Origin of the sequence: Actinoplanes flavus, from assembly GCF_017592555.1 — a bacterium.
In the GTDB taxonomy this organism is placed as follows: domain Bacteria; phylum Actinomycetota; class Actinomycetes; order Mycobacteriales; family Micromonosporaceae; genus Actinoplanes; species Actinoplanes flavus.
In genome coordinates, this window is the sequence record NZ_JAGFNS010000028.1 from 23,444 (window position 1) to 48,658 (window position 25,215).

General features: G+C 72.3%; 21 protein-coding genes. 13 read left to right on the plus strand and 8 right to left on the minus strand.

From position 1 onward, the window contains the following. The first annotated feature begins 37 nt into the window (after positions 1–37). Together ggt and J5X75_RS33175 are read left to right on the plus strand one after the other, a co-directional pair. Positions 38–1,834, plus strand: a complete 1,797-nt coding sequence (gene ggt / locus J5X75_RS33170; RefSeq protein WP_208471572.1) for a gamma-glutamyltransferase — start codon at positions 38–40, stop codon at positions 1,832–1,834. A 29-nt stretch (positions 1,835–1,863) separates the two neighbouring features. Next, positions 1,864–2,493, plus strand: a complete 630-nt coding sequence (locus J5X75_RS33175) for a hypothetical protein (protein WP_208471573.1) — start codon at positions 1,864–1,866, stop codon at positions 2,491–2,493. A 3-nt stretch (positions 2,494–2,496) separates the two neighbouring features. On the opposite strand, the gene J5X75_RS33180 is transcribed toward J5X75_RS33175, so the two are convergent. The 5 genes from J5X75_RS33180 to J5X75_RS33200 form a co-directional block, all read right to left on the minus strand. Beyond that, positions 2,497–4,479, minus strand: a complete 1,983-nt coding sequence (locus tag J5X75_RS33180; RefSeq protein ID WP_307798419.1) for a sensor histidine kinase — start codon at positions 4,477–4,479, stop codon at positions 2,497–2,499. 766 nt (positions 4,480–5,245) lie between these two features. Next, on the minus strand, positions 5,246–5,863 hold the full coding sequence (gene trmB / locus J5X75_RS33185; RefSeq protein ID WP_238490406.1) for a tRNA (guanosine(46)-N7)-methyltransferase TrmB: 618 nt from the start codon (positions 5,861–5,863) through the stop codon (positions 5,246–5,248). A 624-nt stretch (positions 5,864–6,487) separates the two neighbouring features. Continuing rightward, positions 6,488–7,447 (minus strand): TolB family protein, encoded by a 960-nt coding sequence (locus J5X75_RS33190; protein WP_208471576.1) that lies wholly within the window; start codon positions 7,445–7,447, stop codon positions 6,488–6,490. 147 nt (positions 7,448–7,594) lie between these two features. Continuing rightward, the gene (locus J5X75_RS33195; RefSeq protein WP_208471577.1) at positions 7,595–8,506 is read right to left on the minus strand and encodes a DMT family transporter; all 912 of its coding nucleotides are present in this window, start codon (positions 8,504–8,506) and stop codon (positions 7,595–7,597) included. 277 nt (positions 8,507–8,783) lie between these two features. After that, positions 8,784–9,398 carry a hypothetical protein gene (locus J5X75_RS33200; protein WP_208471659.1) on the minus strand — a complete coding sequence of 205 codons (615 nt, stop codon included), beginning with the start codon at positions 9,396–9,398 and terminating at the stop codon, positions 8,784–8,786. Between the two features lie 191 nt (positions 9,399–9,589). Between J5X75_RS33200 and J5X75_RS33205 the strand changes: the two genes are divergently transcribed. Genes J5X75_RS33205 through J5X75_RS33215 form a run of 3 tightly spaced genes read left to right on the plus strand, consistent with a single transcriptional unit; the run spans position 9,590 to position 10,534 of the window. Next, positions 9,590–9,781: a DUF4240 domain-containing protein gene (locus J5X75_RS33205; protein WP_208471578.1), complete on the plus strand. Its 192-nt coding sequence runs from the start codon at positions 9,590–9,592 to the stop codon at positions 9,779–9,781. Then, positions 9,774–10,043: a hypothetical protein gene (locus J5X75_RS33210; RefSeq protein ID WP_208471579.1), complete on the plus strand. Its 270-nt coding sequence runs from the start codon at positions 9,774–9,776 to the stop codon at positions 10,041–10,043. The genes J5X75_RS33205 and J5X75_RS33210 overlap by 8 nt, the downstream gene beginning before the upstream one ends. Positions 10,044–10,075: 32 nt before the next feature. Beyond that, a complete protein-coding gene (locus J5X75_RS33215; protein WP_208471580.1) occupies positions 10,076–10,534 on the plus strand; it encodes a GNAT family N-acetyltransferase in 459 nt (152 codons plus the stop codon). A 15-nt stretch (positions 10,535–10,549) separates the two neighbouring features. Here J5X75_RS33215 and J5X75_RS33220 read toward each other — a convergent pair whose 3' ends face one another. Continuing rightward, the gene (locus J5X75_RS33220; RefSeq protein ID WP_208471581.1) at positions 10,550–11,455 is read right to left on the minus strand and encodes a proteasome assembly chaperone family protein; all 906 of its coding nucleotides are present in this window, start codon (positions 11,453–11,455) and stop codon (positions 10,550–10,552) included. Positions 11,456–11,726: 271 nt separating this feature from the next. Here J5X75_RS33220 and J5X75_RS33225 point away from each other — a divergent pair, with 271 nt between their 5' ends. Genes J5X75_RS33225 through J5X75_RS33245 form a run of 5 tightly spaced genes read left to right on the plus strand, consistent with a single transcriptional unit; the run spans position 11,727 to position 15,740 of the window. After that, complete coding sequence (locus J5X75_RS33225) at positions 11,727–12,332, plus strand: EcsC family protein (RefSeq protein WP_208471660.1); 606 nt, start codon at positions 11,727–11,729, stop codon at positions 12,330–12,332. A gap of 31 nt (positions 12,333–12,363) precedes the next feature. After that, on the plus strand, positions 12,364–12,969 hold the full coding sequence (locus J5X75_RS33230) for a fibronectin type III domain-containing protein (protein ID WP_208471582.1): 606 nt from the start codon (positions 12,364–12,366) through the stop codon (positions 12,967–12,969). 34 nt (positions 12,970–13,003) lie between these two features. Next, a complete protein-coding gene (locus J5X75_RS33235; RefSeq protein ID WP_208471583.1) occupies positions 13,004–14,578 on the plus strand; it encodes a Na+/H+ antiporter in 1,575 nt (524 codons plus the stop codon). Next, complete coding sequence (locus tag J5X75_RS33240) at positions 14,575–14,838, plus strand: UBP-type zinc finger domain-containing protein (protein ID WP_208471584.1); 264 nt, start codon at positions 14,575–14,577, stop codon at positions 14,836–14,838. The genes J5X75_RS33235 and J5X75_RS33240 overlap by 4 nt, the downstream gene beginning before the upstream one ends. Next, positions 14,835–15,740, plus strand: coding sequence for a ketopantoate reductase family protein (locus J5X75_RS33245; protein ID WP_208471585.1), 906 nt, complete (start codon positions 14,835–14,837; stop codon positions 15,738–15,740). The genes J5X75_RS33240 and J5X75_RS33245 overlap by 4 nt, the downstream gene beginning before the upstream one ends. Positions 15,741–15,759: 19 nt before the next feature. On the opposite strand, the gene J5X75_RS33250 is transcribed toward J5X75_RS33245, so the two are convergent. Beyond that, complete coding sequence (locus J5X75_RS33250) at positions 15,760–17,001, minus strand: glycosyltransferase family 4 protein (protein WP_238490422.1); 1,242 nt, start codon at positions 16,999–17,001, stop codon at positions 15,760–15,762. A gap of 30 nt (positions 17,002–17,031) precedes the next feature. After that, on the minus strand, positions 17,032–18,918 hold the full coding sequence (locus J5X75_RS33255; RefSeq protein WP_208471586.1) for an amylo-alpha-1,6-glucosidase: 1,887 nt from the start codon (positions 18,916–18,918) through the stop codon (positions 17,032–17,034). A gap of 183 nt (positions 18,919–19,101) precedes the next feature. Here J5X75_RS33255 and glgX point away from each other — a divergent pair, with 183 nt between their 5' ends. From glgX to treZ, 3 genes are read left to right on the plus strand one after another with little or no spacing between them, the layout of a single operon-like run. After that, positions 19,102–21,213, plus strand: coding sequence for a glycogen debranching protein GlgX (gene glgX, locus J5X75_RS33260; protein ID WP_208471587.1), 2,112 nt, complete (start codon positions 19,102–19,104; stop codon positions 21,211–21,213). After that, positions 21,213–23,489: a malto-oligosyltrehalose synthase gene (gene treY, locus J5X75_RS33265; RefSeq protein WP_208471588.1), complete on the plus strand. Its 2,277-nt coding sequence runs from the start codon at positions 21,213–21,215 to the stop codon at positions 23,487–23,489. Before glgX ends, treY begins: the two co-directional genes overlap by 1 nt. Then, positions 23,486–25,213 (plus strand): malto-oligosyltrehalose trehalohydrolase, encoded by a 1,728-nt coding sequence (treZ, locus tag J5X75_RS33270; protein WP_208471589.1) that lies wholly within the window; start codon positions 23,486–23,488, stop codon positions 25,211–25,213. The genes treY and treZ overlap by 4 nt, the downstream gene beginning before the upstream one ends. Positions 25,214–25,215 lie beyond the last annotated feature (2 nt).

Genomic DNA, 25,215 nt, shown 5'->3' on the forward strand with positions numbered 1-25,215 from the left:
GGGATAGATGGCCGACGTTGTCCAATCTGGAGGGCCGATGCGGATCCTGCCCGCGCTGACAGCGCTGTCCCTGACCACGCTGGGGTTCGTGGTCACGTCCCCACCTGCCCTGGCCGGCGGTGGCACACCGGTCAAGGAACCGACCGCGGTCGGCTACGGCGGCGCGGTCGCCACGGTCGACGCCACCGCCACCGCGGTCGGTCTCGACGTGCTGCGTCGCGGCGGCAACGCGGTGGACGCCGCGGTCGCCGCCGCCGCCACACTCGGCGTCACCGAGCCGTTCTCGGCCGGCATCGGCGGCGGCGGATTCTTCGTCTACTACGACGCCCGGAAACGGAGCGTGTCGACGATCGACGGGCGGGAGACCGCGCCGGCCACCGCCACCGACAGGTACTTCATCGACCCGGCGGACGGGCTGCCGTACGACTTCAACGAGGCCCGGGTGAGCGGGCTCTCCACCGGCGCGCCCGGCACCCTGGCCACCTGGGACGAGGCGCTGGACCGCTGGGGCACCCGTACCCTCGCCGCCTCCCTGCGGCCCGCCGCCCGGGTCGCCGAGCACGGCTTCGAGGTCGACGCCACGTTCCGCCAGCAGGTCACCGACAACGCCGCGGCGTTCGGGCAGTTCACCTCGAGCCGGGCGCTCTACCTGCCGGGCGGGGCGCCGCCGGCGGTCGGCACGATCCAGCGCAACCCCGACCTGGCGGCCACCTACCGGCTGATCGCGGAGAAGGGCACCGGCGTCTTCTACCGGGGCGCGGTCGCCGACGACATCGTCACGACGGTCCAGCACCCGCCGGTCGCCGCCGACCCGTGGGGCACCTGGGCTCACCCGATCCGGCCCGGCGTGCTCACCAGGGCCGACCTGGCCGGCTACCGGCTCCGGTTCCCGGCCCCGACCCGCTCCGACTACCGCGGGCTCACCGTCTACGGCATGTCCACGCCGTCCAGCGGCGGCACCGCGGTCGGCGAGGCGCTCAACATCATCGAGGCCGGGCTGCCCACCTCGGCGACCGCCACCGACAAGCTGCACTACTACCTGGAGGCGTCGGCGCTCGCCTTCGCCGACCGGAACCGGTACGTCGGGGCGTACACCGATCGGCCGGTCCTGAAGAAGTTGATCTCGGATCGCTGGGCCGCCCAGCGGGCCTGCACGATCGACCGCACGAAGGCGCTGGTCAAGCCGGTCGCGCCCGGTGACCTGACCGGCTCCGGCTGCGCCACCGCCACCGCGGGCGGCGCCGTCGAGGAGGGCCAGAGCACCACCAACCTGACCGTCGCCGACCGCTGGGGCAACATCGTCGAGTACACCTTCACCATCGAGGCGACCGGCGGCAACACCATGGTCGTGCCGGGGCGCGGCTTCCTGCTCAACAACGAGCTGACCGACTTCAACTTCGCGCCCACCCAGGGCACCGCACCCGACCCCAACCTGCCCGGCCCGGGCAAGCGGCCGCGCAGCTCCATGTCGCCGACCATCGTGCTCGCCGACGGCAAGCCGTTCCTGGCGCTCGGCTCGCCCGGCGGCGCCACCATCATCACCACCGTGCTCCAGGTGCTGGTCAACCGGCTCGACCTGGGCATGACCCTGCCGGAGGCGATGGCCGCGCCGCGCGGCTCCCAGCGCAACAGCGCCGGCATCCAGGCCGAGGCGGCGTTCCGCACCCGGTACGGCCCGGTGCTCACCCCGCTCGGCCACACGTTCGCCGCGGACGTGGCCGAACTCGGGGCGGCCACCGCGATCGAGTTCACCCGGGGCGGCGGCCTCATCGCCACCGCCGAACCCACCCGCCGGGGCGGCGGCGCGGCCGCGGTGGTCCACCCGAAGCGCTGACGAGCGGGACATGGGGCAGGATCGGCCCCATGTTCTGTGAGAAGTGCGGCGCGCCGCCGCCCCTGGACGGCGGCGCGCACCGGTGCACCCGGGTGAACGAGGGCGAACTGGAGACGTTCGCCGTGGCCAGCCGGCGGGTGATCCGATTCGCGGTGACCTACATGATCGTCGCGGTGGCCACCGCGGTGCTGGTATCGGTCGGAGCGGACGCGCTGGTGCGGGGCGCCACCGACCCGACCGGGGTGGGCCCGATGGGCTTCATGGTGGTCTTCGCCATGATCGCCGGGTTCGTCGCGCTGGTCTGCCTCATCGGTCTGGTGGTCTGCGTCATCGTCTGGATCATCAGCGCCCACCGGGTCACCGACACCGGCCCCGGCGTCGCCGGCTACACCGCACTGTTCCTCACCCTCGCGCTGATCACCGCCGGCTACGTGCTGTCCGGGCAGCTGCACGCGTACGCCGTCACCGGCCTGCGGTTCGGCGGCCTGATCGTGCTGATCACCGGGGTGGTGCTGACCCGTGACCGGATCCGGCGGCTCACCGACATGCCGATCCCGTCCGGCAAGAAGTCGCTGATCACCGAAGAGGACTGGAAGGCGTCCGAGTGGGACCCGGAGGTCCAGCGGGAGATCGAGCGCCGGGGCCGCCCCACCGAGTAGGGCCTACATCGTCAGTGGAAGCCGGACCAGCACGGTCGTACCGGTGTCGCCGCCGGTCAACTCGACGCTGCCATGATGCTTCTCCACCACGGCCCGGCTCAGCGTCAGACCCAGGACACTGCCCGGCAGCGTACGGTCTTGGCCGCGCGCCGTCCGGAAGTGCCCGGTGAAGATCTGCTCCCGCTCGGCGCGCGGCACGTCGGTGGCGGAATCCGAGACGGCCAGTTCGGCGTCCCGCCCGGTGCTGCGCAGCGACACCGTCACCCGGCCGCCGTCCGGGCTGAACCGGACCGCGCTGCTCAGCAGGTTCTCCACGATGTGCCGCAGCCGGTCCCGGTCGCCCGGCAGGATCAGCTCACCCGGCAGGTCGGCGTCGATCACCACCGGCGCGCCGTCGATCGCGGCCCGGGCCCGGTCGACCACCTCCCGCACCACCGCGGCCAGATCCATCGGGATACGCCGTACGTCCGCATGCCCCGCGTCCAGCGCCGACAACTCCAGCAACTCGTCGATGATCTCCCGCAGCTGGTCGGTGTTCCGTTCGATCACCTCGATCAGGCGCGGCCCGTCCCGTACCAGGGTCGCCTCGTCCGCCGACCGCAGCAGCCCGGTGTAGGTGCTGATCGACGTCAACGGCGTCCGCAGCTCGTGCCCGATCAGCGCCAGATACTCCTTCTTGCTCCGGGTCAGCTGCCGTTGCAGATCCTCCGCCCGGCGCCGCTCCAGGAACTGCCCCAGATGCGCGGCGATCCCCGACATCAGCGCGACCAGCTCCTCCTCCGGATCCTCCACCGCGTCGGCGAAAACCGTCAGCACCCCGATCGGCCCGGTCCCGTGATGCACCGGAATCGCCAGCGCGGCGTGCAGCAGGTCCGCCGAGGTGCTCGGCGAGATCAGGCTCTGCGGCCGGCCCACGTCCCGGATCCACAGCGGCTTGTCCACCTGCCAGGCGCGACCGGCCAGGCCCTGCCCGTACGCCAGCCGCTCCGGCACCGGGACACCCGACGGCCAGCCCGGGGCACTCCACCGGGCCACCGCCCGGATCGTCCCGTCGTCGACCATCCACAACTCGGCGTGCACCCAGTCCAGGGTGGCGACCACCGCCTCCAGCACCCGCGGCCCGGCCGCCTCGATGCTCGGCGCCTCCGCGAGAGCGGTCGTGACGGCCAGCTCACAGCTGCGGAACCGTTCCGCCCGCCGCTGCCGGGTCACGTCCTGCACCGCCTGCACCGCCCCCAGCACCCGCCCGTCCAGGCCGTGGATCGGCTGCGCGTCCATCAGGAAGAACCGGATCCGGCGGCCCCGCCCCTGAGCGGCGATCGGCACGTCCCGGACCCGCTCCCCGCGCAGCGCCCGGAACAGCCCCAGATCCTCGGTTCGCAGCGGCACCCCCGAGACGTCGGCCAGCCCGGTGACGTCCTCGATCGGCGTGTCGCCCCAGAGCCGGCGCATCCGTTCGTTCGTGAACACCACCCGGCCCTCGGCGTCGCACGCGGTCACCCCGTCGTGCAGGCTGTCCAGCACCGCGTCCAGGAACCGGTGCTGCCGCTCCAGGTCGTAGCGCGCCAGCCGCTCCCCGATCAACAGGGCCGCCACCTCGGCCGCCTCCGCCACCGCCGTCCTCTGCTCCGGCGTCCACTCCCGCGGCCGGTGGTCGTGGACGCAGCACACCCCGAGCACCAGCCCCGGCCGGTCGTACACCGGAAAGCCCAGGTAGGCGCCGTCGTCCAGCCAGATCATCCCGTCCGGCACCCGCTCGTCCCGGCGGGCGTCCTCGATGATCAGGGGCTCGGCGCCGCGTACCACCAGCCCGCCGAGCGAGTCGTCCAGCCCGGTGTCGGTCACGTCCGCCCCGTCCATCGAGACGCCCCAACTGCCGTACCGCCGCAGCCGATCCCCTTCGACGAACTGGACGCAGGCGCTCGGCGCGTTCGCGGCCCGCGCCGTCAGAGCCGCCAGCTGATCCGCGGACCCGCTGGTCAGCACGCCCCGATGCAGGGCGGCCGGAAAGAACTCGGCCCGGCTCCCGTTGACCCCCGAGGCGTCAGCGTGCGCGGTCCGGGAGGTGCCCGAGTGCGCGGTTCGCGGCGCGTCAGCGTGCGCGGTCGGCGGGGTGTCAGCGTGCGCGGTCGGCGGGGTGCCTGCTCGCGGCGGGGTGCCTGCTCGCGGGGTGTCAGCGGCCGCCGGCGAAGCGGAATGCCCGCCGGCGGCCGACCCCCCGATCGGCGAGTCCGGCTGCTCCCCACTCGGAACCGCCGGACGCGCTGCTTGGGACGCGACCGATGAAGAATCGGCCGTACTCGTCCCGGGAGGCTCGGCCACGTGCGGGAGTGCCGCGGCCTCCGCCGCATGCGCCCTTCCAGACCGCCCGGCGCCGCCGGGGACATCTCGCCGCATGGCCGACCTCCACCCCCAAGCCTAGATGCGCGAAAGGGTTGAAACCGGCAAACCATCACCCCGTCGCCGGCTCTCGGCCGCCGATCCCGCTCACCACCCGCCGACGTCGAGGCCGTCGATCCCGCTCACCGCCCGCCGACGCTGAGGCCGTCGATCCGCCTTACCGCCCGCTGACCTTTGAGGCCGTTGATCATGCTTACCGCTCGCGGGCGCTGAGGTCACCGATCCGGCTTACCGCCCGCCGACGTTGAGGTCACCGATCCGGCCCACCGCCCGCTGGGCTCTGAGGCCGCCGATCCGGACCGCCGCCCGCACTTCCGGGCACTTCCCCGGCGGGCGCGAATCGATCGCGGGCTCAGCTCCGCTCGTACCGGAGATCGCTGATAGGCCGACCCGCGACGGCCCCGCGCCTCTCGAACTTGGTCTCCGGCCGCCCGTGCGGCATGGCCGCGAGGCGCCGCAGCCCCGGATCCGCGTCCAGCGTCTCCGCCATGGCCACCGCGTACTCGGGCCAATCGGTGGCGCAGTGGAACACCCCACCCGGCCGGAGCCGCTCGCGCAGCAGGGCGACGTTCCCCGGTTGGATCAGCCGCCGCTTGTGATGCCGCGCCTTGGGCCACGGATCGGGAAAGAACACGTGCACCGCGTCCAGCGTCCCCGGCGCGATCCGGTGTACCAGCTGCATCGCATCACCGCAGGCCACCCGGACATTGGTCAGCTCGAGATCACGGCTGAGGGCGAGCAGGTTCCCGATCCCCGGCGTGTGCACCTCGACCCCGAGATAGCCCCGCCCCGGATCCGCCGCCGCCATGGCCGCGGTGGCGTCCCCCATCCCGAACCCGATCTCCAGCACCACCGGCATCTTCCGCCCGAACAGCGCGACGAGATCCAGCGGAGTCCGGTCCCCGTCCTCGACGGTCATCCCGTACCGCGGCCACAGAGCCGCATGCGCCTCCGCGTGACGGCTGCTCATCCGCCCACGGCGCGGATGAAAGGTACGAATCGGCCTGGCTGCGTCGGTCCCGGTCTCACTCATGGCGGCCCACGATAAAACGCCAACCCCACCAACCCGAAATCAAACCCTTCCCGGTACGGCGTCCCCGCCCCCCAAGATCCACCCCGCCCCGCCCTCTCCACCACCTCCCTGCAACGCAAGCATGCGCCCCGCCGCCGGGCCACCCACCCCTCACCCTCACCCCCAAAACCCACCCCACCCACAAGCCGGAGCGCGGCGGATCTCGTCCGGCCGGCTGTGGGGCTGTCTCGAACGCTGCGAGACAGCCCACGACCAGCTGACCAAGATCGACCAAGGCGCACAGCAAGCTCCCACGCCACTCACCCCACCCGGCGAACGATCACCCTGAGCGGCGCAGCGGTGTGACGGGCACCCCCGCAAAACGCCGCCGGTGACGAGGCAGCTGATTTCCCGACGCCAGCGGGGTGTGCTGGCGGCGGGAAATCACCTGCCTCGTCACCGGTTACAAGGCGTTTTGCCGCGGAGCGAAGCGGAGCAATCGGGCCCAGCTTTGCCGCGGAGCGAAGCGGAGCAATCAGGCCCAGCTTTGCCGCGGAGCGAAGCGGAGCAATCAGGCACAGCTCAGTTCGGTTGGACGCTGGGCTGGGAGCCGGTGCGGATCAGGGTTCGGGTGCCGGTGGCCAGGCCGATGAGGGTCACCCACGAGCCGCCGTTGTTCTGGCTGGTGACGACGGCGCGGGTGCTGTCGATGTAGGAGAGTTCCCGGTCCATGGCGCTGCCGATGGTGCGCTTGGCGCCGGTGGCGGTGTCGTACTCGATGACGTGGACCGGCTTGCTTTCGGCGGGCGTCTCGCCTTCCTGGTAGGCGGTCCAGGACAGCTTCGCGCCGTCGGCACGCCAGCTCGGTACGACGGCGAAGCCGCTGTTCTGGAGGCTGCCGCCACCGTAGGCGGCGACTGTCTTCTCCTCGCCGCCGGCGACGGTGCCGATGGTGAGGCAGGAGTCGTAGATGGACTCGCAGTCGCCGCCGCGGAAGGCGACCCGGGTCCCGTCGGGTGACCAGGCGACCGCGTCGTCGGTGCGGAGCCGTTCGTTGAGGGTGCCGGCGGCCCGTGCGGTGGCGGCGGGTTCGGCGGGCAGCTGTTCGGTGCGGCAGTCGCGCGGGAACAGCACTTGCGGCTTGGCGGCCGCGGCGCCGGCGGCGATCCGGTACACGCCGGGGCCGCCGGAGCAGGACAGTGAGGCGAAGGCGATGAAGGTGCCGTCCGGGGACCAGGATGGGCCGGCCGCCGGGCGGGTGGTGAGGCGGCGCTGCCCGGTGCCGTCGGCCTTCATGGTCCAGAGTTGGCCGTTCTTGAGGTAGGCGAGCTGCTGTCCGTTCGGCGACCAGCGGGGCCGGGCGTGGCCGCCGCCGGTGGTGAGCCGCTTCTCGGTGGCGCCCTTGCTGACGTAGACGTCACCGCCGCGCACGTAGGCGACCAGGCTCGGCAGTGTCGCCGCCGCCTCTGCCGCCGTGGGCTGGAGGAGTGGGCCGCCCAGTCCGATCGCCGCCGCCAGCGCCACGCTTCCGAGCTTCTTCATGGCCGAACGTCCCCCCGAGATCCGCCGGTTCCGCCTTACACCAGGGGTAATCGTCGCAACCGGGCTGCACCTAAGCGGTTACCGCGCGGATACTTGGAAAAATCTTGCCCGATCTGGTGATTCCCGACATGGCGACGTCATCCGCCGTCAGTCCGCGTCGAGGTAGAGGGTGGCGACCGCACCGAGGAGCAGGAGCCCGCCCACGATGGTGGCGGCGCCGAGCGGCTCGTCGATCAGGACGACGGCGAGCAGGGCGGCGGTGAGTGGTTCGAGCAGGGTGACCACCACGGCCACGCTGCCGGGGATGCGGCGCAGCCCGGTGTAGAACAGCGCGTACGCCAGCGCCGTCGTGACCGCCCCGGCGTAGACGAGCAGCGCGACCGGGGTGGCCCGCGGCGTGAAGGACAGTCCTTCGACCGCGGCGAGCGGCAGCAGACTGATCGCGCCGATCACGCAGGACAGGGTGGTGAGGGTCAGCGGCTCGACGCCCTGGGTGGTGTGCCGGCTGACGGCGGTGGACGCCGCGTAGACGATGCCGGACCCGATCGCGGCGAGCAGCCCGTAGCCGGCGGCGGTGGCGGCGCCCGGTTCGACGGTGGCGCCGGCGATCAGCACGAGTCCGATGATCGCGGCCACCGAGGCGCCGAGGGTGGCGGCGCCGGGCCGCTGCCGGGTGCGCAGTGTCTCCCACGCGCTCAGCAGCACGGGAGCGAGCCCGAGACTGACCACGGTGGCGATGCTGACCCCGGCGAGGCGGACGGCCACGAAGTAGAGGGCCTGGTAGGCGGCGAGCCCGGCACCGGCGACGGTGATGGCGAGCGGCGCCGCCCGGAACGCGGCCACGATCCGGTGGCCGGCCACCAGGCCGATGAGCAGCAGGACGGCGGCCGCGACGGCGAGCCGGTAGAAGCCGATGGCCACGGCGCCGAGGCCGGTGCGTGCGGCGACGACCTGGACGACGACGCCGGTGGTGCCCCAGAGGATGCCGGCGGCGGAGACCTGCAACAGGCTCAGCCGGGAACCGGGGACGCGGGACGAGAGGGTGGTGGTGGTGAACACATGCGCTCCGTGCGGAAGTGAGTCGTCAAGGGCCGGCGACGGAGCGCAAGGCGAGACAGCCGGTCAAGCGGGGCTTGAACGGCGTGGCGGCGCTCCGGTCAGGAGCGCGGCGGCGGCAGAACGCCGGGGAAGGGACTCACGCCCGGCAGCCTAGCGCCGCATCGGCGAGCGCCGCAGCCCCCGGTGGGGGGGCACCCCCGGCCGCCGCGCCCCGGCCGCGGCCGGGGGCGGCGCCCCGGGGGGGGGGGGGGGCCCCCCCCCGCCCCCCCGGCGCCGGTCAGGCGGCCGGGGCGGCGGTGGCGGCCCACATCGCGGTGAAGGCGGCCGCCTCGCCGGCGAGCCAGCTCTCGACGTCGGCCGGGCGGGCCGCCGCGTCGATGCGGTGGACGACACCCCGTCGCAGGTCGACCAGGACCGGCTCGGCGTTGGGCAGGATCTGGTCCATGTGACGGGCCATGAGGTGCAGCATCGCGGTCGCGGCCTCCGCGCTCGGCGGCTCCTCGTCGAAGTGCAGCCGGACGGCCTCACGCCGGCCGTCGGCATAGCGCAGGCCGAAATGTGGGTTGATCTTCACGGCCAGGGGCCCGACCGTGGCGATGGCGTCACGGGTCTGCGCCAGATCCACCCGCTCCGGGTCGCCGAGCGACGCCAGGTAGGTGCGGGCGCCGGCGCGCAACGCCTCGTAGAGCGGCTTCCAGCGGTCCTTCACCACGTCGACGACACCGCCGAGGTAGCTGCCGCCGGTGCGGAACGCGATGTCCGCCTTCAGTGCCTTGACGAGCTGGCCGTGCGGGTTGAAACCGCTCCGCCGCTCCCGCTGCCGGCGCAGGCCGCCGACGAAGGTGGCCTTCGCCGGGCCGGTGCGGGAGACATAGCGCGTGAAGCCGAGCATCGTCGCGTAGGGAGGGATCACGGGCACGGGGGTGGTCGAGATCGTCACGTCGTCTCCTCACTCGCGCTGCGGAAATCCGCCGAAGATCCGCAGCTCAGGTCCCCTCTTTCGTACATACATTCTAATCGACGGGTACGACATTCCCAACGCGGAAGGACGACGATGGACCACTCTGGAGCGAGGGGCCGGCGATGCGGGTGACGACCGAGGACCCGCGTATCCGGGAGGCGCCGGTGGCGAGACTTGGGATCATCGGATCGGAGACGGGGGCCGGCTTGGACATCGCCGCCCTCGTCCTGTGCGGTTGCGGCGACGACGGCTTCCCCCGGTTCCAGGCATGGCTGGTCGGTCTGGGACGGAAGACCCCGGACCGGGGTGGCTGACGAACCCGAGGTGCGACAGCTGGCCGAACGGCATCCGCGAGAGTGGACGGACGAGGAGTATCCGTGGTTCGAGGAACTCGAGTTCGTCGCCGTCCACGAGTACGAGCGGCGTGAACGGGATCCCAGCCGGATCCACGGCGCGCTGCGGGCCCGCGACGCGGGAGATGTCACGCCGTGTCAGGACCGTGCGGAGGACGACCGCGATGCGGATGAGGCGCTGCCCCGGTTGACCGCCATGTTCGGGGGCCGGATGTGGGACTGACCGGTGGCTCTCACCGCCGTGAGCAGGGCCCGATGATCCGGCTGCGGCGGCCGGAGGATCTGGAGCGCTGCGTGGCCGCCCTGCGCGCGGTCCACGAGGCGGACCGCTATCCGCTGAACTGGCCGGCCGACCCGCTGCGCTGGCTGGCCCCGGAGATCGAGCTGTGCTCGTGGGTGGCGACCGGCGTGGACGGCGCGGTGCTGGGGCACGTGGCCGTCCACCGGGACGCCGAGCTCTCCCGGCTCTTCGTCGTCCCGGCCGCCCGTCGCCGTTCGCTGGCCGGGCGGCTGGTCGGCGCGGTCCGGCAGTGGGCCGCGGTGCACGGGCGCACGCTCACGCTGAACGTCGTGGACGACGAGCGGCGGGCCGGGCCGGCCGCCTTCTACGAGGCGACCGGCTGGCGTCACACCCATACCGTCGTCGCGGATTGGACCGGGCCCGACGGCAGCCCGGTTCGGCTGCGGTACTACACGATCGAGCCTGATCGGTGATCGGCGGAGCGCCGGTCAGTTGTCGTCGCGGCCCTGCTCGGCGAGGAAGCGCTCCAGCTCGGCGCCGAGCTCCTCCGCGGTCGGCAGCGGCGTGTCCGAGCCGGCCAGCAGGTTGCCCTGACGGCCGCGGACGAAGGCGTCGTACTGCGCCTCCAGCGAGGCGACCAGTCGGGTGGCCTGCTCGTCGTCGGCGATCTGCTTGTCCACCTCGACGCGGACCAGCTTGGCGGACTCCCGCAGCTCACCGGTCGGCAGGGCCAGGCCGGTGTTCGCCGACACCGAGTCGAGCAGCAGCTCGGCGGCCGCCGGATAGCCGGTCTGGGCCAGATAGTGCGGGACGTGGGCGGCGTAGCCCAGCGCGTCGTGGCCGGAGTTGCCGAGCCGGAACTCGAGAAGGTTGCCGACACTGGCCGGCACCTGCACTCGCTGCAACCACGACTCGTGCTCGCCGAGCAGGCGCTTGTCGGTGGCGTGCGCCGTGACGCCGACCGGGCGGGTGTGCGGGACGGCCATCGGGATGGCGTTGAGGCCGATGGTGACCTTGACGCCGAGACGGTCGATCAGGCCGGTCACCGCGGCGATGAAACGCTCCCACTGGAGGTCCGGTTCGGGGCCCGCGAGCATCAGGAACGGCGTGCCCAGCCGGTCCTTCATCAGGTGCAGGGCGAGGACCGGGTCCTCGTAGCTGGTGAAGTGGTCGGCCTCGAAGATCATCGGAGGGCGGCGGGACCGGTAGTCCAGCAGCTGGTCCAGGTCGAACGTGGCGACGACCTCGCTCTCCAGATGCTCCAGCAGATTGTCGCGGGCCAGCTGGATGGCGCTGCCCGCGTCGACGAAACCGGTGAGCGCCTGGATGAGCACCGGGCCGTCCAGAGCCGGCAGGTCACCGGTCACCTCGTAGAGCCCGTGTGGGTCGAGCACGCTGTGATCCTCCCTCGAAAGACGCGCCCGCTGCCGCGGGCTTCTCCCTGCCAACCGCGGGCCGGCGTTTCTCATTCCGGTCTATCGCATCATCTCGTACGCCGTACGCGCGCCAAACCGCTGTGACGGTGAACACCTCGTGCCGTGGGGGACGTGCGCGCACCCCGCACAATGGGGCCCAGATCCCTTCCTCGCCCCCCTCGGAGTGATCTTGACTCGACCGCAGTCCGTACCAGAGACCACCGCCCCGCCCGGGACCCTGTGGACCCGGATGAAGGCCGACCCGCAGTACGCGCCCGAGCATCTCGCCCTGGAGGCGGTCCGCCGGCTCGGCCCGGAGGCCGCCGACTGGCACGCCCGGATGCGCGCCGACCGTCCCGAGCTGGAGCCGGAGCAACTGGCGGTGCTCGCCGTCCGGCACTTCACCACCCTGGCCCGCGTCTCCGGGGCGGTGTCCGGCGCGACCGGCCTGCCCGGAGCGGTCCTCGACGTCGGTGTGCTCGCCTGGACCCAGGCCCGGATGGTGCTGCACATCGCGGCCGCCTACGGCGCCGACCCGGCCGCACCGGAGCGCGCCACCGATCTGCTCGTGCTCCAGCGGGTGCACCGGCTGGCCGAGACCGCCCGGACCGCGCTCGGCGTCGCGGCCGGCCGGGAACGGGCCAGCCGCATCTTCACCGGTGACTCCGGGCGGCCGCTCGGCGGCGTACTGGTCACCCTGGGTGTGAAACTCGCCCGGATGGCCGGTCTCAAGGCCGCGAAGCGGCTGTTCGCCAAGATGATCCCGGGCGCCGGCATGATCCTCGGCACCTGGGTGAACTCGGCGGCCACCAAGGACCTGGCCCGGCGCGCGGGAGACTATTACCGCAAGCCCTAAGGTTCTGCTCCGGCGGCCCGAAACACCTGTCGTGCTGGGATACCGGAAGTCCGCCGTCGCGCTGTCCGCCGTCGTGCTGCCACTGCTGATCGCCGGATGCTCCTCGTCCTCGTCGGGCAAGCGGAACGGGGAGGACGAGGCGACGTCCGTGGGCGGCACCAGCTGGATCCTGGTGGACCAGGGCCAGGCGACGCCGGCGCCGAGCACCACGCCCGGCACGGCCGCGCCGACCCCGTCGATCACCCTGCCGCCGCTGCCCACGGTGTCGCCGAGCGCGAGCGGCAGCGCTACACCGGTTTGTACGCCCCGGCAGAACGCCCAGCCGATCGACGGGCTGACCGTCACGCCGGGCAGCACCAGCGCGGTGGTCACCTGGTACCACCCGGGCGGCGCGAACATCGTCGACTACCGGATCACCGCGATCAGCCAGGACCTGGTCAGCGGCCCGCAGCCCCAGATCGACTGGGTCCGTGAGGTCCCGCTGGAGTGCGGCATGGTCAGCACCACGGTGCCCGGCCTGCAAGCGAAGAGTCACTACGTCTTCTCGGTCGACGCGGTGCTGCGGCAGGACGACATGGCGCGGGAGGGCACCTACACCCGGACGGTCGCCCGGTCCGGCGTGGTCACCACCACGTAGGGGCGCGAGCCGGTGACTCTCTAAGCTTCCCGGCATGGAGAGCATCGTCGACACGGTCGTCCTGGTGGCGATCTCGGTGGTCGGTGCGGCCCTGGCCCGCCGGCTGGGCTTCGTGGCGCCGCTGGTGCTGCTGGTCGTCGGACTGGGCCTGTCCTACGTGCCCGGCTTCCCGGACGCGCACCTGGAGCCGGAGCTGGTGCTGATCGGGATCCTGCCCCCGCTGCTGTACGTGGCGGCGCTGCAGACCTCGGTCCCCGCGTTCCGGCTGGCCCTGCGCCCGATCCTGCTGCTGGCGGTCGGTCTGGTGGTGGTGACCGCGCTGGTGGTGGGCTTCCTCGTACATCTGCTTCTGCCCGCCGTGCCGCTCGCCGCGTGCGTCGCGCTCGGGGCGATCGTCGCCCCGCCGGACGCGGTCTCCGCGACCGCGATCGCCCGCCGGGTCGGACTGCCGCGCCGGGTCGTCACCATCCTCGAGGGCGAGAGCCTGCTCAACGACGCGACCGCGCTGGTCATGGTGCGGGTCTCGGTCGGCGCGCTGATGGGCACCGCGATCGGGTTCTGGGAGATCACCCTCGCGGTGAGCCGCGCGGCCGGCGGCGGCCTGCTGATCGGCCTGGCGTTCGCGGTGGCGGCCGCGTGGCTGCACCGCAAGGTCGAGGACCCGCTGCTCGACGACGCGGTGGCGCTGCTCACCCCGTTCGTCGTGGTGATCGTCGCGGAGAGCCTGCACACGTCCAGCGTGGTGGCCGTCGTCATCGCCGGGCTCTACCTCGGGCACCGCATCCCCTACCTGCTGTCGCCCACCTCCCGGTTGCAGATGGAGGCGGTCTGGCGGCTGATCGTCTTCCTGCTGGAGGGCGTGGTCTTCCTCCTGGTCGGCCTGCAACTGCGCGACGTGCTCAGCGCCATCGAGACCGACACGGCCACCACCGTCAAGGTCACCGCCGTGGTGTTCGGGGCGCTGCTGGCGATCCGTTTCCTGTGGATCTACCCGGCCACCTATCTGGCCCGGCTCATCCCGCGGATCCGCAACCGGGAGGACCGGCCGCCGGCGACCGTGCCGACCGTGATCGCCTGGGCCGGGATGCGCGGCGTGGTGACCCTGGCCGCCGCGCAGACGCTGCCGGAGCCGGGCGTCGACGGCGTACCGGTCTATCCGCGCGAGCTGTTCGTGTTCGTGGCCTTCGCGATCATCGTGCTCACCCTGCTGGTGCAGGGCACCACCCTGCCGTGGCTGGCCCGCCGCCTCGGCGTACGCGAGGACAGCAGCGCCGAGGACGCGCTGGCCGAGGCCGGGGTGCAGCACGCGGCCGGCCGGGCCGCGCTGGAGGCGCTGGAGAAGCACGCCGACGGCGCGCCCGAGTCGGTGGTGGAGCGGCTGCGCGGGCTGGTGGAGAGCCGTGGCAACAACGCGTGGGAGCGGCTCGGCAGTCAGGAGCGGGAAACCCCGTCGGCGGCGTACGGGCGGCTGCGGCGGGAGATGATCAGTGCCGAACGGCACGTCTTCAAGATCGCCCGGAACGAGGGGCGGATCCCCGAGGAGGTGCTGGTCCGCGCCCAGCGAGAGCTCGACCTGGAAGAGTCCCAGCTGCAACGGAGTGACGATTGACCTGCCAGCATCTCAAGGAGGCGGTGGAAGCGGCACCGCTCAGCACCTACCCGGAGGGCTGTCCCCAGTGCGTGGCCGCCGGCTTCCAGAACTGGGTGCACCTGCGGCTCTGCCTGGGCTGCGGACTGGTTGCCTGCTGTGACTCGTCGCCGCGGCGGCACATGTCGGCGCACCACGCCGCCGAGGGCCATCCGGTGATGCGGTCCTTCGAGCCCGGCGAGTCCTGGCGCTGGTGCTACGAGGACGAGCAGCTCGGATGAGGATCCTGGTGGTCGGCGCCGGGGCCACCGGCGGCTACTTCGGCGGCCGGCTCGCGCAGGCCGGACGGGACGTCACCTTCCTGGTCCGGCCGGGCCGCGCCGGGCGGCTGGCCGAGCGCGGCCTGCGGATCAAGGACCCGGACGGCGAGATGGTCCTGCGCCCGCGGACCGTCACCGCGCCGGACGGCGTCTACGACCTGGTCCTGCTCGCGGTCAAGAGCTACTCGCTGGACCTCGCCCTGTCCGGCGCCGCGCCCGGCATCGGCCGGCACACCGTGATCGTGCCGCTGCTCAACGGCATGCGGCACATCGGCACCCTGGTCCAGCGCTTCGGCGCCGACCGCGCCTGGGGCGGCGTCTGCATGATCCACGCGACGCTCGACGAGGACGGCGACGTGGTCCGGATGAACGGCCCGCACCGGCTGTCGTTCGGCCCGCTGGACGGTGACCACGAGGGTGTCCCGGCGGTCACCGGCGTCCTCACCGGCGCCGGGTTCGACGCCCGGGCGTCGAACACGATCGTGGCGGAGCTGTGGGAGAAGTGGGTCCTGCTGGCCACTCTCGGGGCGGCCACCACCCTGCTGCGCGGCTCGATCGGGGCGATCAACACGGCCCCCGGCGGGCGTGCCTTCCTGGCGGCGCTGGCCGCCGAGACGGCCGCCGTCGCGGCGGCCGCCGGGCATCCGCTGCGGCCCCGGGCGGTAGCCATGCTGGAGGCGACCATCGCCACGACCGAGCCGACCACCTCGTCGATGTACCGCGATCTGATCCAGGGCCTGCCGGTCGAGGGCGACGCCATCGTCGGTGACCTGGTCGCCGAGGCGGAGCGGCACGGCGTGCCGGTGCCGCTGCTCGCCGCCGCGCACACCGGTCTCGCCGTCTACACGGCCGCCCACCGCTGACCCGGCCGGCTGAGGGGGGTCAACTGCCGCAGTGGGCGGCGGTGGGGGACGGGATGCGGGCCAGCACGCTCTCCGCCTCGCGGGTCACCTGGCCGGCGTCCTGGATGCGGGCCAGCTCGTAGACGTCCACGGTGCGGGCCGCGATGGCCGGCCAGTTGAAGTCCTCGTGGACCCGCTGGTGGGCGCGGAGCGCCAGGGCCCGGGCGTACTCGCGGTCGGCCAGCACCGAGCCGGCCGCCCAGGCCAGCGCGGCCGGGTCGTTCGGGGCGAACTTCACCCCGGTCACGCCGTGCTCGACGATCTCGGCGAGGCCACCGGTGTCGGCGGCCGCGACCGGGGTGCCGGCGGCGGCCGCCTCCAGGGCCACCATCCCGAACGGCTCGTAGATGCTCGGCACCACGTAGCAGTCGGAGGCGCCCATCAGCGCGGTCAGCTCGTGCCCGCCGAGGAAGCCGGCGAACGTCACCTCCGGATGGCCGGCGGCGAGTTCCTCCAGCTCGGCCCGGTACGGCCCGTCGCCGGCGATCACCACCCGCAGGCCGGGAAACCGGTCCCGCAGCTCGGGCACCGCGGACAGCAGGTGCTGCACGCCCTTCTCGTAGACCAGCCGGCCGGCGCAGCTGACCAGCGGCCCGGAACCGGCGTACCGGGCGCGGGCGGCGGCCACCGCGCGCGGCCGGGCCCGCCAGCGCAGCGCGTCGACCCCGTTGAAGACCACGTCGGTACGGTCGGGTTTCACCCCGAACAGGCGGCCGACCTCGCGTTTCATGTACGCCGAGCAGACGATCGTGCGGGCCGCGCCGGTCGCCAGCCAGCGTTCGACGTCGTCGATGGTGCGGTTGTGGGCCTCCGGGAGCCAGCCCTGGTGACGGCCCGACTCGGTGGCGTGGACGGTGGCCACCAGCGGTACGTCCAGATGGTCGCTCACGGTCATCGCGGCGTGCGCCACCAGCCAGTCGTGGGCGTGCACCACGTCGTACCGGCCGCTGCGGGTGGCGCGTAGCGCGGACCGGGTCAGCGTGTGGTTGAAGGCGACCGCCCAGGCCAGCAGGTTCCCGTCGGCCACCTCGAAGTCCGGTGGGTCGTCCGGCGCGCGGACCACACGGACGCCCTCGGCGTACTCCTCCAGCAGTGTTCCCGGCGTGTACCGGGTGACCACCGTGACCTCATGCCCGGCCCGGGCGAGCGTGGTGGCGAGCGCGTGCACGTGCCGGCCCAGCCCGCCCACCAGCAGTGGCGGGTACTCCCAGCTCAGCATCATGATGCGGGGCACCGTGCCACCTCCCTCGGGTCACGTCAGGTACCGCTGTCTCACTCGTATCACCTCGGCGACCGATCGGGCGGAGAAAAGGCAGCCGGTGGCCCGGTGGGGCGAATCCCCCTCGGCGGTGTCGCCGAGCGAGCCGACGCCCGCCTCGCCGAGATGGGCCGCGAGCCCGGTGAGCAGGTCCTCGACCGGCAGGCCGGTGGCCGCGCAGGCGTCCGCGTACGGGCCGATCAGCCACGTCCAGACCGCACCCTGGTGGTAGGCCGGGTCGGGTTCGGCGGGCGGGCGGCTCTGGTAGCCGTACTCGGACGGGGCGAGGGTGCGCAGGCCGAGCGGGGTGAGCAGGGCCTCGCCCACGGCCTGGACCGCGCCGCCGGGCCGGCCGCGCATCGGGGCGTGCGGCAGCGACCAGGCGAGCAGCTGGTTCGGCCGCAGCGACGGGTCGTCGTGGTAGGCGCCCGCACCGAGCGGGTAGGTGGTGGCCGGGCCCTCGATCACGTCGTACAGCCAGCCCTCGGGCGCCGGGAAGCGGGCCTGGAACGACTCGCGCGCCAGCCGCAGCCGGGCCCGCGGCTCGGCGTCGTCGCGGCCGGTCTCGCCGAGCAGGTCACACATCGCGGCCAGGGCGTTCACCCACAGCGCGTTGATCTCCACGGGCTTGCCGACCCGGGGTACGGCCGGGAGGTCGCCGGGATCGCCGGGCGGGGCGGTGAGCCGCAGCAGCCCGTCGGCCGGGTCGATGCTGAGCGGGCCGGACCCGCCCAGGCGGTGCCGCAGGAGCCGGCCGAGCGGGACGGCCAGCTTGGCGGCCAGGGCCCCGTCGCCGGTCCGCGAGACGTGCCGGTCCACCGCGTGCACCAGCCACAGCGGAGCGTCCAGCGGGTCGTGCCGCAGCCATGGGGCGGCCGGCCCGGACGGCTCGTCGGCCGCCGCCCGGGTACGCCAGATCAGCAGCTCACGGCCCTCGTCGAAGCGGGCGGTGTCGAGGAACAGCCCCTCGTAGGCGATCATCGTGTCGCCGGCCCAGCGGCCCTGCCCCGGATAGCCGGCGACCACGTCGGGCCCGTCCGGGGTGCGGATGACGAAGCGGTCGGCGGCGAGGACCAGCGCTTCCCCGTACCCCTCGGCCTTGGACAGGGTGACCAGGCGATGGGCGCGCTCGCGCTCCGCGGCGATGACCACCGGCGCGGGTGGCGGTGTCTCGCCGAGCGGGCCGGCCCACGCCGAGATCTCCACCGACTGGCCCGGACCGGCCTGCCGGAAGAAGGTGCCGGCGTGCCAGAGGTCGTCGTCCGCGCCGTCCTCGCGGGTGTGCACGCCGATGTGCCAGAGCCCGGCGGGCTGCCAGCCGGGACCGTGCAGCCGGTAGGCGCCGTCGACGATCACGCCGTCGGCGACCGGCTCCACGGACAGCGCCGGGCCGGTCGCCCGGCGGGAGGTGCCCTCGGTCCGCCAGGTGCACATCGCGGCGACCGCCAGGCCGATCGGGCCGGGCGCGCTGACCACCCGGTACGCCACGGCCAGCGACGGATGGCCGTGCCGCATCGCCAGCTCCCGCTCGACCACCACGTCGCCGATCCGCCAGCGCCACCGGGGCAGCCCGTCGACCAGCCGGAACACCTCCAGGTGGGTGTGCCCGGCCGGGTCGGTCGCGCCGGACGCCCACTCGTGGGTGAACAGCGGGACCTTGGCCCCGGAGGGCAGCGTCACGGTGAGATCGAGCGCGGCGAGCGCGACATGACCGGAGGTCACCAGCAGGGCGTGCCGGCGGCGGGTGCGCAGGCCGCTGACCGTCCCCGCCGCGTAACCGCCAAGACCGTCGGTGACCAGCCATTCCCGGCCGCCACCGGCCTCGGCGGAGACGGAACCGCAGACCTGCGGCCCGAAAGTGATCTGATCATTGTGCGGCACGATGACCCAAACCCCCGGACGGGGAGATATCAGTGGCTAACCGGACAGTCGGGCCGACGTTAGCAGTGAAGTCCGCGAGAATGACCTCTGACGCGGCCGCGCAGGGTTAGCCGGTCCCACGGATGGGCATGCAGACGCCGCCGACCGCGATCATACGGACGGCCGAGGGGCGGGAGCACGATTATGCAGGTCTGGCCTGGTCACCGGTACCCGCTGGGCGCTACCTACGACGGGACGGGCACGAACTTCGCGATCTTCTCCGAGGTGGCCGAGGCGGTCGAACTCTGTCTGTTCGACCCCGCCGGCAACGAGCGGAAGGTCCAGCTCCACGAGCAGGACGCTTTCGTCTGGCACGCGTACCTTCCCGGGGTGGAGCCGGGGCAACGGTACGGGTACCGCGTCTACGGACCCTACGAGCCACATCGCGGGCTCCGGTGCAATCCGCACAAACTGCTCCTCGACCCGTACGCGCGGGCGGTGGACTCGGACATCGACTGGCATCCGTCGCTGTACGCGTACGACTTCGACAACCCGGACCAGATGTCGGATCTGGACTCGGCGCCGTACATGCCCAAGGGCGTGGTGGTGAACCCGTACTTCGACTGGGGCAACGACCGGCGGCCGGACATCCCGTACCACCACTCGGTCATCTACGAGACCCACGTCAAGGGGCTCACCCAGCGGCACCCGGACATCCCACGGGACATGCGCGGCACCTACTCGGCGATCGGCCACCCGGCGATCATCGAGCACCTGAAGAGCCTCGGCGTGACCGCGGTCGAGCTGATGCCGGTCCACCAGTTCGTGCACGACAACCGGCTCCACGACCTGGGGCTTCGCAACTACTGGGGTTACAACACGCTGGGGTTCTTCGCGCCGTACCACGGCTATTCGGCGATGGGCTCCCTCGGGCAGCAGACCCAGGAGTTCCGCGGCATGGTGAAGGCGCTGCACGCGGCCGGCATGGAGGTCATCCTCGACGTCGTCTACAACCACACGGCCGAGGGCAACCACCTGGGCCCGACGCTGTCGCTGAAGGGCATCGACAACCGGACCTATTACCGGCTGGTGGACGATCAGCCCCAGTTCTACATGGACTACACCGGTACGGGTAACAGCCTGAACGTGCGCAGCCCGCAGAGCCTCCAGCTGATCATGGACTCGTTGCGGTACTGGGTCACCGAGATGCACGTCGACGGCTTCCGGTTCGACCTCGCCTCGACGCTGGCCCGTGAGTTCTACGACGTCGACCGGCTGTCGACGTTCTTCGAGGTGGTGCAGCAGGATCCGGTGGTCGGTCAGGTGAAGCTGATCGCCGAGCCGTGGGACGTCGGCCCGGGCGGCTACCAGGTCGGCAACTTCCCGCCGAACTGGACCGAGTGGAACGGCAAGTACCGGGACACGGTCCGCGACTTCTGGCGCGGCGAGCCGGCCACCCTGGCCGAGTTCGCGTCCCGGATCACCGGCTCGGCCGACCTCTACCAGGACGACGGCCGCAAACCCTTCCACTCGATCAACTTCGTGACGGCGCACGACGGGTTCACCCTCAACGACCTGGTGACCTACAACGACAAGCACAACCAGGCCAACGGCGAGGACAACCGGGACGGCGAGAGTCACAACCGGTCCTGGAACTGTGGCATCGAGGGCCCCACCAAGGACGAGAACGTCCTGGCGCTGCGGGCCCGGCAACGGCGCAACTTCCTGGCCACGCTGATGCTCAGCCAGGGCGTGCCGATGATCTCCCACGGTGACGAGCTGGGCCGCACCCAGCAGGGCAACAACAACGCGTACTGCCAGGACACCGAGCTGAGCTGGATCGACTGGGAGAACGCCGACGAGCAGCTGCTGGAGTTCACCCGCAAGGTGACCGCGTTCCGGCACCGGCACCAGGTCTTCCAGCGCCGCCGGTTCTTCACCGGCCTGCCGGTGACCGCCCGCGGCGGCGGCGATCCGCTGCCCGACCTGGAGTGGTTCACCCCGGACGGCCGGCAGATGGCCGGCGACGACTGGGGCAACGACTTCGGCCGGGCGGTGGCGCTCTTCGTCAACGGCGAGGGCATCCGGGAGCGCGGCCAGTACGGCCAGCGTCACGTGGACAGCTCGTTCCTGCTCTTCTTCAACGCGCACGACGCGCCGCTCGAGTTCACCACTCCTCCCGCCGAGTACGGGGAGAAGTGGGAGAAGGTCATCGAAACCGCTGATCCGTCCCCGCACCGTCCGGCCGTCGTGGAGGCTGGGCACAAGATCTGGGTGCCGGATCGGTCCCTCATCGTGCTGGACAGGACGGTGTGATGCCCGACAACAGGCCGAGCAGTACCTATCGCGTTCAGGTCCGTCCCGATTTCCCCCTCCCGTCCACCATCGAGATCGTCGACTATCTCGCCGATCTCGGGGTGAGCCACCTCTACTCGGCCCCGCTGCTGACCGCGGCGCCCGGCTCGGAACACGGCTACGACGTGGTCGACCACTCGTCGGTGAACCCGGCCCTGGGCGGTGAGGAGGCGCTGCTGGGTCTCAGCCGGGCGCTGCGGGAGGCCGGTCTCGGCCTGGTCGTCGACATCGTGCCCAACCACGCGGGGATCGCCGTCCCGCATCTGAACCCCACGTGGTGGGACATCCTTCGCCGCGGCCAGAAGTCGGACTTCGCGCATTTCTACGACATCGACTGGTCGCGCGGCCGGCTCCTGATCCCGGTGCTGGCCGACTCCCCGGACGCCCTCGACGACCTGCGCGCCGAGGACGGCGAGCTGCGGTACTTCGACAAGCGGTTCCCGATCGCCGACGGCACCGGCGACGGCACGCCACGGGAGATCCACGACCGGCAGCACTACGAGCTGGTCAACTGGACCCGCGGCGACACCGAGCTGAACTACCGCCGCTTCTTCGCCATCACCGACCTGGCCGGTCTGCGCGTCGACGACCCGGAGGTCTTCGACGCCACCCACAGCGAGATCCTGCGCTGGTACCGGGAGGGCATCGCGCAGGGCATCCGGGTCGACCACCCGGACGGGCTGCGGGACCCCGCCGGATACCTCGCCCGGCTGCGGGAGGCCGCCCCGGACGCCTGGATCGTGATCGAGAAGATCCTCGAGCCGGGCGAGAAACTCCCCGCCTGGCCGGTCGACGGCAGCACCGGCTACGACGCGATGTGCCTGGTGAACGGCGTCTTCGTGGACACCGGCACGGAGGCCTTCTTCGACACCCTGGACCACCACCTGACCGGTGTCACCACCTCCTGGCAGGACCTGGTCCATCAGGCCAAGTACGCGGTCGCCACCGGGTCCCTGGCCGCCGAGCTGGCCCGTCTGGCCGATCTGGCGCCGACGGTCGAGGACGCTCCCCGGGCCCTCGCCGAGCTGGCCGCCTGCTTTCCGGTCTACCGCTCCTACCTGCCGGCCGGATCCCGGTACCTGGCCCAGGCCCGGTCCGAGGCGGGCCGTCGCCGGCCCCACCTGATCAGCGCGCTCGACCAGGTCACCGCTCGCCTGCGCAACCCCGCCGACGAACTCGCCATCCGGTTCCAGCAGTTCACCGGCGCGGTGATGGCCAAGGGCGTGGAGGACAACGCGTTCTACCGGTGGACCCGGTTCGTGGCCCGCAACGAGGTGGGCAGCGACCCGGCCCGGTTCGGCTCCACCCCCGACGAGTTCCACGAGGCCGCCTGGGAGCGCTGGCAGGAGTGGCCCGGCTCGATGACCTCGCTGGCCACCCACGACACCAAACGCGGTGAGGACGTGCGGGCCCGCCTCGCGGTCCTCGCCGAGGTGCCCGGCGACTGGACCGAGGTGGTGCGCCGGTGGGTCCGGTTCGCTCCGCTCCCGGACCCGTCGCTGGCCCATCTGATCTGGCAGGTCACGGTGGGCGCCTGGCCGATCTCCCGGGAGCGACTTCAGGCGTACGCCCGGAAGGCCGCCCGTGAAGCCGGGACCGGAACCTCCTGGCTGCACCCCGACGAGTCCTTCGAGACCGCCCTGCGGCAGATGGTCGACCGCATCTACGACGACCCGGCCCTGCACCGTGAGGTCGCCGACTTCGCCGCCTCCATCACCCCGCCCGGCTGGTCCAACTCGCTCGGCCAGAAGCTCCTCCAGCTCAGCATGCCCGGGGTGCCGGACGTCTACCAGGGCACCGAACTGTGGGACCACTCGCTGGTCGACCCGGACAACCGGCGGCCGGTCGACTTCGCCGAACGCCGCGCCCTGCTCAACCGCATCGACGACGGCTGGCTGCCGCCGGTGGACGCGACCGGCGCGGCCAAGCTCCTGGTCACCAGCCGGGTGCTGCGGCTGCGCCGGCAGCGGCCCGAGCTGTTCACCTCCTACCGGCCGGTCTACGCCGAAGGGCGGGCCGGTCATCACGCGGTCGCCTTCGACCGCGGCGGCGTGGTCGCGGTGGCCACCCGGCTGCCGATCGGATTGTCACGGCACGGCAGTTGGGGGGACACCAGCCTGTCACTGGACGGTCACAGTTGGACGGAAGTGTTCACGAATACCAGCTACGGTGGGAGTCGCCTGCCAGTGGCCGAGCTGTTGCACACCTATCCCGTCGCTCTCCTGGTGAAGGAATGACTGTCTTCGAGGTATGGGCACCGGAGAAGCAGGTCACCCTGCGTCTCGGCGACCACGACCACGCCATGGAGGCCGGCGAGGACGGCTGGTGGCGGGCCGACGTGCCGGCCCCCGCCGACGCCCGCTACGGCTTCCTCCTGGACGAGCGGGAGCAGCCGCTGCCGGACCCGCGGTCGCCCTGGCAGCCGGACGGGGTGCACGGCCTGAGCCGGCTCTACGACCACTCCGCCTTCCCCTGGACCGACCAGGCGTGGACCGGCCGGCAGCTGCCCGGCTCGGTGCTCTACGAGCTGCACGTCGGCACGTTCACGCCGGAGGGCACGTTCGACGCGGCGATCGAGCGGCTGGACCACCTCGTCGACCTCGGTGTCGACCTGGTCGAGCTGCTGCCGGTCAACGCCTTCAACGGCATCCGTAACTGGGGCTACGACGGGGTCTGCTGGTTCGCGCCACACGAGGCGTACGGGGGACCCGACGGCCTGAAACGTCTCGTCGACGCCGCGCACGCCCGGGGCCTCGGCATCGTGCTGGACGTCGTCTACAACCACTTCGGCCCCTCCGGGGCGTACGCGCCGATGTTCGCCCCCTATCTGAGCAGCGCCAGCAACCCCTGGGGCAGCGCGGTCAACCTGGACGGGCCGGGCTCCGGCCACGTGCGCCGCTACATCATCGACAGCGTGCTGATGTGGCTGCGCGACTACCACGTCGACGGTCTGCGGCTGGACGCCGTGCACGCGCTGCACGACGAGGGCGCCGTGCACCTGCTCGAGGAGATGGCGGTCGAGGTCGAGACGCTCGCCACCGAGCTGCGGCGGCCGCTGTCGCTGATCGCCGAGTCCGACCTCAACGACCCCAAACTGATCACCCCGCGTGAGGCGGGCGGGTTCGGGCTGCACGCGCAGTGGGACGACGACGTGCACCACGCGCTGCACACCCTGCTCACCGGCGAGCGCCAAGGCTACTACGAGGACTTCGGATCGCTCGACTGTCTGCGCACGGTGCTCACCGGCGCGTTCTTCCACGCCGGCACCTGGTCGTCGTTCCGCGGCCGCAGACACGGCCGCCCGGTCGACCGGCAGCGCACCCCCGGGCACCGGTTCGTCACCTTCCTGCAGAACCACGACCAGATCGGCAACCGGGCGATCGGCGACCGGCTCACCGCCACCCTCTCGCCCGGCCTGCTGAAGGTGGCCGCCACCCTGCTGCTCACCTCACCGTTCACGCCGATGCTCTTCATGGGCGAGGAGTGGGCGGCCAGCAGCCCCTGGCAATACTTCACCAGTCACCCGGAGCCCGACCTGGCCGCCGCCGTGCGGAACGGGCGGCGTAGGGAGTTCGCCCGGCACGGCTGGGCCGAGGCCGACGTGCCCGACCCCCAGGACCCGGCCACTTTCGAGCGCTCCAAACTCGACTGGTCCGAACCCCAGAAAGCCGGCCACGCCGAGATCCTGGAGCTGTACCGGAAACTGATCCGGCTGCGCCGGAGCACCCCCGGCCTCACCGACCCGTGGCTGCACCGGGTCGAGGTCTGGCACGGCGACCGGCACGTGGTGATCCGCCGCGGGCCCAACGTGGTGGCCGCCAACCTGGCGGACACACCCCAGACGGTCAGCGTGCGGGCGCTGCCCCGATCGGTGCTGCTGGCCACCTCGCCCGGCGTGGTCGTCGAACGGGACCGGCTCGTCCTGCCGCCGGAGAGCGCCGCCGTCGTCTCGGTTCGCTGACG

Coding starts and splice junctions, on each gene's coding strand:
- ggt (WP_208471572.1), top strand. CDS start 38: ATGCGGATCCTGCCCGCGCTGACAGCGCTGTCCCTGACCACGCTGGGG.
- J5X75_RS33175 (WP_208471573.1), top strand. CDS start 1,864: ATGTTCTGTGAGAAGTGCGGCGCGCCGCCGCCCCTGGACGGCGGCGCG.
- trmB (WP_238490406.1), bottom strand. CDS start 5,863: ATGAGCAGCCGTCACGCGGAGGCGCATGCGGCTCTGTGGCCGCGGTAC.
- J5X75_RS33190 (WP_208471576.1), bottom strand. CDS start 7,447: ATGAAGAAGCTCGGAAGCGTGGCGCTGGCGGCGGCGATCGGACTGGGC.
- J5X75_RS33200 (WP_208471659.1), bottom strand. CDS start 9,398: ATGCTCGGCTTCACGCGCTATGTCTCCCGCACCGGCCCGGCGAAGGCC.
- J5X75_RS33205 (WP_208471578.1), top strand. CDS start 9,590: ATGCGGGTGACGACCGAGGACCCGCGTATCCGGGAGGCGCCGGTGGCG.
- J5X75_RS33215 (WP_208471580.1), top strand. CDS start 10,076: ATGATCCGGCTGCGGCGGCCGGAGGATCTGGAGCGCTGCGTGGCCGCC.
- J5X75_RS33225 (WP_208471660.1), top strand. CDS start 11,727: ATGAAGGCCGACCCGCAGTACGCGCCCGAGCATCTCGCCCTGGAGGCG.
- J5X75_RS33235 (WP_208471583.1), top strand. CDS start 13,004: ATGGAGAGCATCGTCGACACGGTCGTCCTGGTGGCGATCTCGGTGGTC.
- J5X75_RS33245 (WP_208471585.1), top strand. CDS start 14,835: ATGAGGATCCTGGTGGTCGGCGCCGGGGCCACCGGCGGCTACTTCGGC.
- J5X75_RS33250 (WP_238490422.1), bottom strand. CDS start 17,001: ATGATGCTGAGCTGGGAGTACCCGCCACTGCTGGTGGGCGGGCTGGGC.
- glgX (WP_208471587.1), top strand. CDS start 19,102: ATGCAGGTCTGGCCTGGTCACCGGTACCCGCTGGGCGCTACCTACGAC.
- treY (WP_208471588.1), top strand. CDS start 21,213: ATGCCCGACAACAGGCCGAGCAGTACCTATCGCGTTCAGGTCCGTCCC.
- treZ (WP_208471589.1), top strand. CDS start 23,486: ATGACTGTCTTCGAGGTATGGGCACCGGAGAAGCAGGTCACCCTGCGT.